We start from the raw sequence: 14,194 nt of genomic DNA on the forward strand, positions 1-14,194 counted from the left end.
AGAAAATTGACATCACCTTTTTAGCCAACCACAAACTCAGTATTGGAGGCATCTCAGCTAGTTAATTGTCAATCCTAAAAAATTTTTTCGCATTGGCTGTCGTTACCTGTGCAATTTCCTCAATCGTTAATCCTTTTAAACGAGCAATTTCTTCTGCAACTAAAGCCACTAAAGCTGGCTCATTACGTTTCCCTCGATATGGATGGGGCGCTAAATACGGTGCATCTGTTTCGATCATCAAATGCTCTAAAGGTATTTCTGTCGCCACTTCCTTCGGCATTCGTGCATTTTTAAATGTCACCGGTCCACCAAGACTAATCATAAAATTCATAGCAATACATTCATGTGCGGTTTCCACACTGCCACTATAACAGTGCATAACGCCTCCCACGGAAGCTGCATTTTCTTCACGTAAAATTTGTACAACATCTCCAGTTGCATCTCTGTTATGAATAATGATTGGTAAATTCAGCTTTTGTGCTAAATGAATTTGCTTGCGGAAAAGTGCTTGTTGGACATCTTTAGGGGATTTATCCCAATAGTAGTCCAATCCAGTTTCACCAATACCCACTATTTTTGGATGTGCTGCTAATTCCTCAATCCAATTTAAATCATCTTGTGTACAATCAATGGCGTCAACCGGGTGCCAGCCAATGACACCATAAACAAAATCATATTGTTCAACCAGTTGCATTGTTTTTTCAATAGTTTTGCGGTCGAAACCAACAACAACCATCGTTTCTACTTTGGCTTCAAGAGCTCTATCTATAACCTCTTGTAAGTCTTCTTCATACTGATCTGCATTTAAGTGTACATGTGTATCAATGAACATCGTCATTCTCCTAACATAGATTTTATTAAAAATTATTATTTCATATTTTGCGTAAGTGTTACAAATTTGTTACAAACAATTTAGTATTATAACATTTCACACAATCTCAGACACCGTGTTCGTTACTATATACCTAAAAAAACCTATTAATTACTCTGTATAAATTATTTCAAGATAATAAACTACTCATTTTCAAAGTGGATTTTAAAAGCCTGCTGAATTTTTTGCATTCAGCAGGCCTTCCTAAAAATTTTTTACTTTACTTTTGCACCATTCTCTAGTTTTGGATCTACCGATGCTAATTTTAAAATTCCATCTTTTTCACCAGCTAGAATCATTCCTTGCGATAATTCACCACGTAATTTAACTGGCTTTAAGTTAGTGACTACAATCACTTTTTGACCAATTAATTCATCAGGAGAATAGAACTTTGCAATACCTGAAACTACTTGTCGTTGCTCATATCCAAGATCCACTTGAAGCTTTAATAATTTGTCTGCTTTCGGAACAGTTTCACACGCTGTTACAATAGCTACACGTAAATCAATTTTCATAAAATCATCGATAGTAATTTCAGGAATTTCTGGAATATCCGTATCTTTTTGCGCATCTTTTTGCGCATCTTTTGCTTCTTCCTCTTGTGGAGTTTTCACTGAACCACGCATTTCCTCACGAATATACGTAATTTCAACTTCACTCTCTAAACGAGGGAAAATCGGAATCCCTTTTTCTACCACTTTAATGTTTGCTGGAATAGTATTGCCGAATGTTTCAATTGTTTCCCATGCTAAGAATTTGTCATCCAAGCCTAATTGTTCAATAATTCGTTTCGGAGTAGATGTCATAAATGGTTGTAACATGACAGCAATTTGGTGTAGACTTTCTGCCAAATTTCGCATAACAGCGCCTAATTTTGGCTGATCTGATTCCTCTTTTGCTAGTACCCATGGTTGAGTTTCATCTATATATTTATTTGTTCTTGAAACAAGCGTCCATATGTCGGCTAATACGACACTAAATTGCATTTTTTCCATACTTTCTTCATATTTAATGCGTACCGACTCAGCTTGCTCTTTTAAAGCTGTATCAAACTCTGTCGACTGAAGATTTTCAGTTGGAATAATGCCGTCGAAATATTTATTAATCATTGAAATGGTACGATTCAATAAATTACCTAAATCGTTTGCTAAGTCGAAGTTTGTGCGCTCAACAAAAGATTCTGGTGAAAATACACCATCAGAGCCGAATGGTAACTCGCGCAATAGGAAGTATCGTGTCGCATCTAAGCCATAACGCTCTATTAACATTTCAGGATAAATAACGTTGCCCTTTGATTTAGACATTTTACCGTCTTTCATCATTATAAAACCATGGGCAAACACTTTTTTAGGAAGTGGTAAATCTAGTGCCATTAAGAAAATTGGCCAATAAATAGTATGGAATCGAACGATATCTTTACCAACTACATGTACATCTGCCGGCCAATATTTATTGAATAATGTTTCATCTTCTGAAAGATAACCTAATGATGTTATATAGTTAGTTAAGGCATCCACCCATACATAAATTACATGTTTAGGGTCTCCAGGAACTTTAATGCCCCAATCAAATGAAGTTCTTGAAACAGATAAATCTTCTAACCCTGGTTTAATGAAGTTATTAATCATTTCATTTTTTCGAGATTCAGGCTCAATGAATCCAAGGTTTTCTTCATAATAAGCTAAAAGACGATCTGCGTATTTCTTCATATTAAAGAAGTAAGATTCCTCTTTAACTTTGTGAACTGGACGACCACAGTCTGGACAGTTACCATCTACTAATTGTGTCTCAGTAAAGAATGATTCACATGGTGTACAGTACCAACCTTCATACTCTCCTTTATAAATATCACCATTATCTAAAAACTTTTGGAAAATCTTTTCGACAGTTTTCGTATGACGCTCTTGCGTTGTCTGAATAAAGTCATCATATGAAATGTCCATTAATGCCCAAAGTTTCTTCGCAGCATCTGCAATTTCATTCACGTATTCTTGTGGATGTTTGCCCGCTTCTGCCGCTTTTTCTTGAATTTTTTGCCCATGCTCATCCATTCCAGTTAAAAAACGTACATCATAACCACGTAAACGTTTATAACGTGCAATTGTATCTGATGCTACAGTTGTATACGCTGTACCAATATGGAATTTCCCACTTGGGTAATAAATAGGGGTTGTTATATAGAATGTTTTATTTTGTTCGCTCACGAGAACTGCCTCCAATGTTTCACAGTATACTATCTATTCTAACTAAGTACGAAATTCGTTTCAACTTCTTTCAGCGGGTATCCAAACACAAAGCCAATTCCGGACGCATTATGCCGAGGCATAATTGATTGATAGTTTATCATTTGCGAAAAATGTCGAATGATATAATCAATCCATTTAATGTCTTAAATAAGAAGCTTTTTTACTATAAATTAAAATATATAATAAAAACCTTTTAAAAAAACCAATATATCTGTTTTCTCCTCAAAAATTTTTTTCAAAACAATAATATTAGTGTATTAATTAATTGACGTTTATGGCATTACTTGGTATGATAACTATCAGACAAGGAAAATATGTCGAAATTTGACGAAATACCGATATAACTTTTAACATTAGGAGGAAAAATAATTATGAAATCAACAGGAATCGTTCGTAAAGTCGATGAATTAGGTCGTGTAGTAATTCCAATCGAACTACGCCGTACATTAGGTATTGCAGAAAAAGACGCTTTAGAAATCTATGTGGATGATGACAAAATTATCTTAAAAAAATATATGCCTAACATGACATGTGCTGTAACTGGTGAAGTTTCTGATGATAACTTCCGTCTAGTTGGAGGCAAATTAATTTTAAGCCCTGAAGGCGCAGAAATGTTAGTGAATGAAATCCAATCTAACTTAAAAAAATAATTTGATATACACACCTAAATCAATCACTGCGATTTGGGTGTTTTATTTTTATCAATTATTTCGCCTTGGCGTAATTGCATCCTGAGGGGTTATCTTCATTCAATAGAAGATAACTATAATATAACCAATTCTTAAGTCCCTTATAATGTCCATGTCAGACCTTTCATGATTAAGAATACTATTTTTTACAATTATTATCAATTTAAATGGTTTATATGCTCATCATCTAACGTGGGGTTGATTTCCGTTCCGGCTGGGCGCTTTCCTGGGGGCATCCGATGAGCCCCAAGGAGTCACCCAGCCTCCACTCCAATCAACTGATATATGGCATGCGTTTTAACAAATATCATCCCGAACTGTTGGTAATGAGCCACTTATTTGAATAGATATAAAAAAAAAGAGGTGCCCTATTAAGGCAGCCTCTTTCTTGACATTAACTATGGTATTCATTATAGACGTCCCGTTTTGCAACTTGACGTAGTTTTGCTACTTCCTTTATAGCTTCTTTTGATGTAACACCTGTATGATCAATAATATAATCAACATGTTCAACGATAGACATTGTCATCCAATAGGCTTCTTCACTATTTTCTTCCTCAGCATTCTCGTTTCCTTCAAGGACAATACAAAATTCTCCTCGAATTTCCTCTGTTTGTGACCATTCCACTGCTTCAGCCACCGTACCACGTAAAAACTCTTCGAATTTTTTAGTTAACTCGCGAGCTAATACAATTCGACGATTACCAAGAATAGTTTCCATATCTTTCAAAGTGTCTTTTAAACGATGAGGAGCCTCATAAAACAAAATAGTTTCTTGACGTTTTTTTAGTTGCTCTAATTGCTGTCGACGTTCCTTTTTTCCTCGATTTAAAAATCCATAAAAGAAAAATGGCTGCGGTGTTAATCCTGAAGCGATTAATGCTGATATTGCTGCATTGGGACCTGGTACCGGCACAACTGGAAAGTCTTGCTCGATTGCTTTTTCGACTATATCTGCACCAGGATCGGAAATACAAGGTAGACCAGCATCACTAACTAATGCAACTGTTTTTCCTTCACGTAAAAAGGCTAATAACTTCTCTCCCCCCACCTCTAAATTATGTTCATGATAGCTTATCAGTGGTGTTCCTATATCAAAGTAGTTGCATAGCTTCTTTGTATTACGTGTATCCTCGGCAGCAATAATATCTGCTTCCTTTAAAATACGTAGCGCACGTACACTCATATCCTCAAGGTTGCCAATAGGCGTTGCCACTAAATATAAACAACCTGTATGACCGTGCATTGTACTTTTCTGAGATTTCATGAGTCAGCCCTCCCTATATATTTCATTTTTTGCGTGCGTGTTAGTTGTTTAAATGCATATTCTGCACGCATCGCCTCTTGTTTCGTATCGAATTCCTCAACATAAATGCATTCCACCGGGCCTCGCGCTCTCGTATATTTTGCTCCCTTACCAGCATTATGTACAGCGACACGCCTGTCTACATTATTCGTGTAGCCTGCGTAAAAGGATTGATCTGCACATTCTAACACATAAAAATAATGACTATTGTTCTTTTCCATAAAGGATTTCTCTCACTTCTGCTGTATATTCATTATTCTCATTATAAACATACAGAGGCGGTAATACTTTCAAATCAGGTTTACCGTCTTTAATTCCTTCTATTAATAGTGTATTGGCCTCCTTACCTTCTTTCGGATAAATAAGTTGCATACGTTTAGGCTCTAAACGATTAGCACGCATTGTCGTAACAATATCTAATAACCGACCAGGACGATGAACAAAAGCTGCCTTTCCGCCTTGTTTTAATAATTTACTGGCTGATTGTATTGCTTCCTCTAACGTTAAATATAGTTCATGACGTGCAATAGCGTAATGCTCACTTAAATTTTTATCACTAGCTTCATGTGCTAAAAAATATGGTGGATTACAGGTTACAACATCATATTTTTCAATACCAAGCTCCTTAGGAATCTCCTTCACATCACCCAGGACCATATGAATTTGCTCTTCTAACTTATTGTAACGGATACTTCGCTCAGCCATATCAAATAAACGTGGTTGAATTTCTACTCCTGTAATATGTCCCTTTGTTCTGGCACTTAGAAAAAGTGGGATTACACCATTACCTGAGCACAAATCAACAATATTCCCTTTATGATATGGAACATTGACAAATTTCGAAAGTAACACTGCATCTAATGAAAACGAAAAGACAGAGGGACTTTGAATAATACGTAAATTCTCAGCCAATAAATAGTCTAACCGTTCGTCACCCTTTAACCAATTTTCCATGTTTCTTCCTCCTACTATACAAAACAAAAGACTGACACCACCATAGTGGGAATCAGCCTTCTATTACACATTTTGTTTATTTAAAAATGATAGACAAAACAGACAGTCTTCACCTTTACGCGAACTTCCGAAATGAACATGACAAACATGGAAGCCTTCTTGGTATAAACGTGCTAGGTTATCATAACCCTCGCCAATATCTAACGGATTCTCTTTCTTCTCATCAGCAGCCTGTACAGAGTTTTCATTAGAAAGTAGTTCTTCTAGACGTGTACGAAGGTGATGATTTTCTGTTTCGAGTGCCTTATGCTCCTCCATCATTAACGCTACAAATTGTTTCAATGCACCAAATTGCTCCTGCATTGCTTCGAGCTGTTGTTCGAACTCCATAACGGTATCTAAGAAATTACGGTCCTTCACCCAAGCCACCTCGTCCAATTCTCTATCTTAAATAAGATTTTTTTCGCATGCTAGCAGTTCTTCTAATGTATACTCGACTGTGCGCTCCTGCTCCTGTAAATATACTTGAATGAGTCTTTCTAGTACATTTAAACCAACAACTTTACCGCGGCCATCTGGTGTCATCGTCATTTCACCAATATCTGGCATGCCCTCTTTTGCTTCTTCATATTCATCATTTTCATACTTCAAGCAGCACATTAAACGACCGCAAAGACCTGAAATTTTGGATGGATTTAAAGATAAATTTTGATCTTTAGCCATTTTAATAGAAACCGGCTCAAAATCTCCTAAAAAAGTTGAGCAGCAAAGCATTCGGCCACATGGACCAATGCCACCTAACAGCTTGGCCTCATCACGTACACCAATTTGACGAAGTTCAATACGTGTCCTAAAAACCGAAGCTAAATCTTTTACAAGATCTCTGAAATCAACGCGTCCTTCAGCCGTAAAATAAAAGATGATCTTATTACGATCAAATGTATATTCAACATCAACGAGCTTCATTTCTAAATTATGCTCTATGATTTTTGTACTTGCTAGTTCAAATGCGCGATTTGATTCGGTAGCATTTTCCTCTACTTGGATACGATCACGTTCATCCGCTGGTCGTAGAACTTGTTTAAGCGGTAATACAACATCATTATCCCCAACAACCTTTTGAGGGACAACTACTTTACCATATTCTACACCGCGAGCTGTCTCTACAATGACATATTGACTGTCCTCTAGTAGATATGATGCTGGATCAAAATAATATATTTTACCCGCTTTTTTAAAGCGGACTCCCACTACATTATACAAATGTATATCCCTCCTGCAGATTTAGCATTAACTGCTCCATCATTAACGTCCTATTCATGTTACGCTGTAAAGATGAACGTGCCTGTAAAATAGACTCCATTTGACTAGATAGACGTTCATAAGTCGAATGTAATGCAGCTTCTTTAAATGTCTGGAACATGTCTGGATAAGTACAAGCTGCTTCGGGATTAGCTTTTATTGACACTATATCACGGTAAGTAAATAGTAATAAATCTAATGCCTGCTCCATCTCGCCTTTTTCTTTAAACAGTGGCAACCATTCTTCATGTACAACAAGCATTGCTTCATGTACATTCTGACGAATTGCCTCTACTAATTTTAACACTGTTTTTCGAGCATGTGCAAACTGCTCATCATTTGCTAAAATCATAGCTGTTTCGAGCTCGTTCGTCATCATGCTTACTGTAGAAGCCATCGAGTAAGAAATGTTGTTATCTTGCAAATGCTTTAACAATATATGTCGAGGCATTTTTTGAAATTTAATATGCTGGCAGCGAGAGCGAATCGTTGGTAAAATTGACTGCATTTGCTCCGTTAACAAAATCGCAGTTACCTCACCCTCAGGTTCCTCTAAAAATTTAAGTATCATGTTTGCAGATGCGATATTGAGACGGTCTGCATGATGAAGTACATAAATCTTACGTCCCTCTTCAACACCCATCATCTTCATTTCTCCAATTAATTCACGTATTTGATCAATTTTTATAAATTGACCTTCTGGATAAATTTGATGAATATTTGGATGATTGCCCGAATCAACACGTCTGCAATTTCGACATGTTTCACATGGAACATTTTGATTTGGTTGTTCACATAGCATTAATTTGACAAAAAACTGCATAATATCTACTTTGCCTGTCCCTTTTTCGCCATCAAAAATGTATGCATGTGCCAATCTATTTTTGTCAAAAATCGTTTGAAGCTGCTTCATTACGACTGGTTGTAGTGTGAATAGCTCTTCAACATTCTTGGCCATATATTTAAATTCCTTCCTATATCAATTACACTCATAGCATAATTGTTTCCTTTCCTATTGCTCATTTTTTTCGCAGAAATATCTGCGGCTTTAGAGCTGATAGATAAGTTACATTGTTAATTAGTTTGAAAGCAAATAATTTCTTTACCAAGTGCTGTGAATTTGGCTGCTGAATAGATTTGAAAAAAGCCCGCGCCTACAAGAGAACGAGACACGGGTTTTACATATACAAATTAATTAATAAGCCTTTAATCTCACCGATTTTATCAAGTAGATCAATTGCTTCCTTTTCTTCATCTAAAATATCTTGCGCAAGCTCTACAAGACGCGTATCAATAGTTTCAATTATTTTTAAGCGTCTTCCTTCACCAAAACGATTCCATGTATGCGATTGCTTTAAATCCATACCATTCTCTACCGTTTCTTGTAGAAATCGTTTAACAAGCATTTTAAAACGAGCAAGTTCTCGTAAATTACGTGATCTTGCAACACGGTCACCTGCTGTAGAAATATCCCCTAGCAATCGTGTAATCTGTTCAGTTTGCAATTTGGTTCCTTGCTTGACGACCATATCTCCAAATCGGTTATTTTGATTATTGTTATGAAGTGGCTCTTTACGATTAGTATTTAACCCGACACGTATATCTTGATTGATCTTCAAGCTGTTTCGCCCCCACTTGCTTTCTTTATCAAATACACAAAAGCTAAATTATAATGTGTTTTACTTCTCGTTTAACGTGGAAATGAATTAAAAATGATGAAACTGTTCAATTGGTAATACAAAAACAGTCGCTCCTCCTACCTCTACCTCCACAGGATAAGGTATATAGGAATCTGTATTCCCGCCTAATGGCGAAACAGGTGCAACCATTTGTTCTCGTGCTCGACAATTATCACGAATAATATCTAAAACTTTGGGTATGAGAGAGTCTTCCGTCCCAATAAGAAACGTCGTATTTCCAGAGCGTAAAAATCCCCCTGTGCTCGCTAATTTAGTTGCGCGAAACTGATTTTTCGTTAAAGCATTCGATAAGCGACTACTATCCTGATCTTGCACTACAGCTACGACTAACTTCATTCGCACTCACCCCTTTGATAAAATTTATCTAAATAATTTTTAGTTACCTTTTATCAATTATGCCTCGGCATAATTGTGTCAGGATTCGGCTTTTTGTTTGGCCTGCATGAGGGTCGACACGATGTCGGTCATTTCGGTAATGCCACAGGACGTGGCGTTTTTACCGATGCAGGTTAGTTTGCCGTTATCGCATGGATGCGATGTTTTTAGGCTAACATCCTTTAAAAACTTCTATCCGATTCCGTGACATACGCCGGAGTTCCTCTATTTCAATAGGTGTTTGAATATCTACTGAAAAGGAACAATATCCGTATTCAGTTGCTGTCGCTTCGCTTTCGCGCAGAAGACATTTACCGAATGATTATAGATGTTACCATTATATCACATTGTGGTGGACAACTTCATGCATTTACTGTATTGCTTCATATAATAATGACCATACATCTTCAACAACACGTTCAATATTTTGGTCTGCATTGACGACATGTATACGCTCAGGGTAACGCTCCACTAACTGTAAATATCCTTCTCGAACCTTCTTATGAAAAGCTAAACTTTCAACATCTAAGCGATTTACTTCTCGCTCTCCATGAGCATGAATCCGTGCCAAGCCAACCTCTGGTTCAAGGTCAAATAATATTGTCATATCGGGTAGTTTTTTACCGATTGCAAACTCATTAATAGATAATACTTCATCAATGCCGATACCACGTGCATATCCTTGATATGCTAATGATGAATCGATAAATCGATCACATATAACCGTTTTACCAGCATCCAACGCAGGTCTTACTTTTTCAAAATAATGCTGACTTCTCGCCGCTGCGTATAATAACGCTTCTGTACGCTCATCCATGGCTGTATGTTCAGGATTTAAAATAATGCTCCTAATTTTCTCAGCAATGTCAATACCACCAGGTTCTCTCGTTGCTAATACATCAATATTTTCTTCTGCAAGTCGCTCGGCTATTTTTTGAATGACTGTTGTTTTTCCAGCACCCTCTGGACCTTCAAATGTAATAAATAAATTGCAATTCATGCTGTTATTGCCTCCAACTATTTAATGATCTCAATCATCTTTTCTTCTAAACGGTGATTTCCTTGGAACGTTGCACCAGTAGCCAATAACTCCTCTAACTGGCCCAGCTTTGCTACTGTTATTTTTTCGCCCGGAACAAGCAATGGAATGCCTGGTGGATAAGGAATAATCATACTAGCAGAGATTCTTCCCATTGTTCGCATATACGGTAACCATTCTTTTTCCGCCTTTTCAATTTCATCAAATGTATAGGCTGGTTCCGTAATGGCCACAAATTTATAGGCCGTTTGTGAAGCAGTTTTTATTTCCGCCTTTGGTGTACTTAACAATAATGTTACAGCATCCTTAATACGGACACGTATTTCTGCAAATGGATAGTTATGCCCGTGTTTCAACAAAGGTAGCACAAGCAATACTTGATTTGCATCTGCTAGTTCTGCATATACGTGCTTTGCTTCTAACGCTTCTTGTAATTGAAAACCGCTATAACCATCAACACGTAACAATAATTTTATAGGGTCATCTACCTCAATAACTTCCAAAGAGCCAATAGCTCGTAATGCCTCTATCCATTGATTCCTTTTTTCTATTATATATGCACCATCACTCTCCATATATGTCTGTATATAATAGCGTGCATCATCTAAAGAAGCCAATAAAAGATAGGATGGGCTACTAGATTGTAGCATTCGTAAATAGTGATTTATTTTATCGACATCGATTAAGTTTGAATTAACATGCATAAAGGATGCCATTGTCATAGCAGGCAATGTTTTATGTGCAGACTGTACTACTATATCTGCACCAAATGTCAATGCTGATGGTTGAAACAAGGTACATGCACTAAAATGGGCTCCATGTGCTTCATCCACTAAAACAGGGATACCTTTCTCATGACAATACGCAATCTTCTGCTGTATTTCTTTAGATGTTATACCATAGTAAGTAGGATACGTTAAAACGACTGCACGTGCCTCTGGATAATCATCAACGGCATCTTTTAAATCTTTATAAGAAACATGTGTTGCAGTTAATGTACGTTCATCCCATAGCGGGGAAACAAATACAGGTTTTGCTCCAACAAGCTCAATTGCGTGAAATATAGACTTATGTGCATTACGTTGGACAATAATCGTATCCCCTTTTTTACATGTGGCATAAATCATCGCTAAATTTCCAACTGTAGATCCACCTACTAAAAAGAAGCTTTTCATCGCCCCATAGGTATCTGCCAACAAGTTTTCTGCCTCTAATATCATTTCCTCTGGGTGATGTAAGTCATCCAGACCTGATAATTCAGTCACATCATACCGCATTACATCTTTAAAGGGCTGAGGAAGATGGGACAGTTCTCCATGCTTATGCCCTGGGACATGAAAGGAAATATTTTGTTGTTGTCGAAAGCGCTCTAACCCTTCTACAATCGGCTTTTTCTTTTGCAAAACAAAACACCCATTTCCGTTATATTCTTAGTTAATTATAACACTTACGTTTCAAAAACATTTGCTGAATGGATATAAATAAGGTGAAATTCATATAACCTTTTTCCCAATCCAATGTGCTAATAATGCGACAGGGATCACTACAAAACAAAATGGCAAACATACAAAAATAATGTTCCATGTTATGACGTTATTGACTAATAAAGAACGATACAAAATTAAACTGTATGGAATGACGATTATCAAAGATGTGAGTGCACCGGGTGTAATGGAACGAAGAAAAATAGACTGTGCAAGGTGAGTGAACGCGTGTAGAAAGTAGGTTAGCGTAACAACAGCGAAAAAGTAGATATCTCCAAATGGCCCTTGATTCACATACTGATTTGCTACAAATGTGGAACTACTTACAAACATGAACATAACGATTACTGCTACAGCAAACTGCGCTGTCGACATCGAGAATTGTTTCATAACTCGATCAGCCATTTTTTTCGGCAATCTTTCGTACAAGATAGTAGAATTTTTATTTAGCCACTTTTCAACCATAATGATTTCCTCAAAATCATGAAGAATAAACATAATAGGGAATAGCCAAATAAGTGTTTGAATACCTACCCATTGTTCCATAATGATTCCTCCTTTTATATTGAGTAATTACTCAAATTTTTCTCAAAAAAATAGCTCCTCACTATAACATGTGGTTGATTTCCGTTCCGATTTGGCGCTTTCCTGGGGCGTCCGATCGGAACGGAAATCAACTTCTATAAATTGCACACGTTTTAACAAATGTCATCCACAACTTTTGGTGATGAGCCAAAAAAATTTACTTAATGTGAATTTTGCATTCCTTTTAAAACAAACATTGCTATCTCTTCAATATAATCATTATTTTCAATTGGCATTTTATCTGTCTTTCTTTCTTCAACTAAAACATGGGTTAATATTGTTGAAAGAAACATTGAAGCTGCTGTTTCTATTGTCTTTTTTTCAACAGTACATGAAGAAACTCTTATCAAAAATGAACTGACTTGTTCACCCATTGTATTTATAAAATCTACAATATCCTTACTAACATTTGTGTTCTGTACTATTTCTGGGGACCAAATAAAAGTTAAAAAGCTTTTATTATGTAATAAAAAATCGGCATATAATTGGCCAAATTTAATTAAAGCTGGGTAGGGCTCCATTTTTGAAAGCTCTTTTATCTCATTTTGTAGTGAGCCAATAAATGAAAATTCATGAATAAGATAATTAAGAAGTTCATTTTTATCTTTAAAATAATAAAATATAAGCCCCTCTGCTACTCCGCTCTTTAATGCTATTTCTTTAGTAGTCGTTGCGGTATAGCCCTTTTTAGTAAAAAGCTCTAATGACGCTTCCAAAATTTTATCCTTCTTTGATATCAAACTTTTTCACCACCTTGTTTAAATTTGAGTATATACTCAAATTTAAACTTTACAAAAAGTTCTGTCAAGCTATTCCAGTTAATAAGTATGAATAACGTAAGGGTGATGTCGGTTCCGATTTATTAACGTTTTAATAATATATCGGCCCGAACTTTTGGTGATGAATACAAAAAGTCATTGCACCTAATAGCAATGACCTTCTACTCTTCTTAGTAAAAACTATTCTAAAATATACATAACGCCAGTTTCTCTACTAACATTCTAGATACTAGCTTTTAACGCCATCTCTTGTACTAGTTTTTCTACTAATTGCGGTACAAACTTTTCTAAAATTGGATTCATCATACCCGCTAAGAAACCACTTGCCTTCATTGTTAAATTGCCGGCTAACTGACATGTACCGTCTTGATTTTGTGTGATTTCAAAATAGCCATCACCATTTATCGGATCTGATAAGCCTACCAAATCAAACATAACTTGATTAGGATTTGACTCCTTACTCTTAAGCTCAACCTTTACAGCTTTTTGGATAATGCCAAAATCCCCTTGAAATACCCAAATCATATTTTGTTTATTAGGAAATTCATGATGTAAATAACCGGGTATTAGTACAGCCCATTGCTCTTTATTTTGAATAAACTCCTGTAACTTTACTTTTTCAATTTGAATATTTTCTCTATATAACCCTGTTGCCATTTTAATACACCCCTTATTTGTTACTTTAAATCAATTAAATTCTAACATTTTTAGAGATTTATTACTGCGATTTAAACAACAAAAAAACCACTGATTTCTCAGTGGCTACTTTGTGCCTAGCGACGTCCTACTCTCACAGGGGGAAGCCCCCAACTACCATCGGCGCTAAAGAGCTTAACTTCCGTGTTCGGTATGGGAACGGGTGTG

The 14,194-nt window shown here is 36.3% G+C and carries 16 protein-coding genes and 1 rRNA gene; 1 reads left to right on the forward strand and 16 read right to left on the reverse strand.

The window, feature by feature from the left end; all coding sequences use genetic code 11:
- Nucleotides 1–61: 61 nt before the first annotated feature.
- On the reverse strand, nt 62–832 hold the full coding sequence (locus ACIQLB_RS22845; protein ID WP_400730921.1) for a TatD family hydrolase: 771 nt from the start codon (nt 830–832) through the stop codon (nt 62–64).
- Nucleotides 833–1,086: 254 nt separating this feature from the next.
- Nucleotides 1,087–3,075, reverse strand: a complete 1,989-nt coding sequence (gene metG, locus ACIQLB_RS22850) for a methionine--tRNA ligase (protein WP_400730923.1) — start codon at nt 3,073–3,075, stop codon at nt 1,087–1,089.
- 413 nt (nt 3,076–3,488) lie between these two features.
- Between metG and ACIQLB_RS22855 the strand changes: the two genes are divergently transcribed.
- Complete coding sequence (locus ACIQLB_RS22855) at nt 3,489–3,767, forward strand: transition state genes transcriptional regulator AbrB (RefSeq protein WP_079563673.1); 279 nt, start codon at nt 3,489–3,491, stop codon at nt 3,765–3,767.
- Between the two features lie 433 nt (nt 3,768–4,200).
- Here ACIQLB_RS22855 and rsmI read toward each other — a convergent pair whose 3' ends face one another.
- From rsmI to rrf, 14 genes are all read right to left on the reverse strand, one after another.
- On the reverse strand, nt 4,201–5,073 hold the full coding sequence (rsmI, locus tag ACIQLB_RS22860) for a 16S rRNA (cytidine(1402)-2'-O)-methyltransferase (RefSeq protein ID WP_370047906.1): 873 nt from the start codon (nt 5,071–5,073) through the stop codon (nt 4,201–4,203).
- On the reverse strand, nt 5,070–5,333 hold the full coding sequence (locus ACIQLB_RS22865; RefSeq protein WP_053485310.1) for a GIY-YIG nuclease family protein: 264 nt from the start codon (nt 5,331–5,333) through the stop codon (nt 5,070–5,072). Before ACIQLB_RS22865 ends, rsmI begins: the two co-directional genes overlap by 4 nt.
- Nucleotides 5,317–6,066, reverse strand: coding sequence for a tRNA1(Val) (adenine(37)-N6)-methyltransferase (locus ACIQLB_RS22870; protein WP_400730925.1), 750 nt, complete (start codon nt 6,064–6,066; stop codon nt 5,317–5,319). Before ACIQLB_RS22870 ends, ACIQLB_RS22865 begins: the two co-directional genes overlap by 17 nt.
- A 63-nt stretch (nt 6,067–6,129) precedes the next feature.
- A complete protein-coding gene (gene yabA, locus ACIQLB_RS22875) occupies nt 6,130–6,486 on the reverse strand; it encodes a DNA replication initiation control protein YabA (protein WP_049667346.1) in 357 nt (118 codons plus the stop codon).
- Nucleotides 6,487–6,513: 27 nt separating this feature from the next.
- On the reverse strand, nt 6,514–7,329 hold the full coding sequence (locus ACIQLB_RS22880; protein WP_400730926.1) for a PSP1 domain-containing protein: 816 nt from the start codon (nt 7,327–7,329) through the stop codon (nt 6,514–6,516).
- The gene (holB, locus tag ACIQLB_RS22885) at nt 7,322–8,326 is read right to left on the reverse strand and encodes a DNA polymerase III subunit delta' (RefSeq protein ID WP_400730927.1); all 1,005 of its coding nucleotides are present in this window, start codon (nt 8,324–8,326) and stop codon (nt 7,322–7,324) included. Before holB ends, ACIQLB_RS22880 begins: the two co-directional genes overlap by 8 nt.
- A gap of 220 nt (nt 8,327–8,546) precedes the next feature.
- Nucleotides 8,547–8,987: a YaaR family protein gene (locus tag ACIQLB_RS22890; protein WP_370047912.1), complete on the reverse strand. Its 441-nt coding sequence runs from the start codon at nt 8,985–8,987 to the stop codon at nt 8,547–8,549.
- Between the two features lie 87 nt (nt 8,988–9,074).
- Complete coding sequence (locus tag ACIQLB_RS22895; RefSeq protein WP_049667342.1) at nt 9,075–9,404, reverse strand: cyclic-di-AMP receptor; 330 nt, start codon at nt 9,402–9,404, stop codon at nt 9,075–9,077.
- A 409-nt stretch (nt 9,405–9,813) separates the two neighbouring features.
- A complete protein-coding gene (gene tmk, locus ACIQLB_RS22900; protein ID WP_400730928.1) occupies nt 9,814–10,443 on the reverse strand; it encodes a dTMP kinase in 630 nt (209 codons plus the stop codon).
- A gap of 17 nt (nt 10,444–10,460) precedes the next feature.
- Nucleotides 10,461–11,885: an aminotransferase class I/II-fold pyridoxal phosphate-dependent enzyme gene (locus tag ACIQLB_RS22905; RefSeq protein WP_400730929.1), complete on the reverse strand. Its 1,425-nt coding sequence runs from the start codon at nt 11,883–11,885 to the stop codon at nt 10,461–10,463.
- A 90-nt stretch (nt 11,886–11,975) separates the two neighbouring features.
- Entirely contained in the window at nt 11,976–12,512 is a 537-nt protein-coding gene (locus ACIQLB_RS22910; protein ID WP_400730930.1) for an HXXEE domain-containing protein, read from the reverse strand.
- 200 nt (nt 12,513–12,712) lie between these two features.
- Nucleotides 12,713–13,267 carry a TetR/AcrR family transcriptional regulator gene (locus tag ACIQLB_RS22915; RefSeq protein WP_400730932.1) on the reverse strand — a complete coding sequence of 185 codons (555 nt, stop codon included), beginning with the start codon at nt 13,265–13,267 and terminating at the stop codon, nt 12,713–12,715.
- Nucleotides 13,268–13,552: 285 nt separating this feature from the next.
- Nucleotides 13,553–13,987: an SRPBCC domain-containing protein gene (locus ACIQLB_RS22920; protein ID WP_400730934.1), complete on the reverse strand. Its 435-nt coding sequence runs from the start codon at nt 13,985–13,987 to the stop codon at nt 13,553–13,555.
- A 114-nt stretch (nt 13,988–14,101) separates the two neighbouring features.
- Nucleotides 14,102–14,194: ribosomal RNA gene (gene rrf, locus ACIQLB_RS22925) — 5S ribosomal RNA — on the reverse strand; the annotation flags it as partial.

Source organism: Lysinibacillus sp. NPDC092081 (genome assembly GCF_044755845.1).
GTDB lineage: Bacteria > Bacillota > Bacilli > Bacillales_A > Planococcaceae > Lysinibacillus.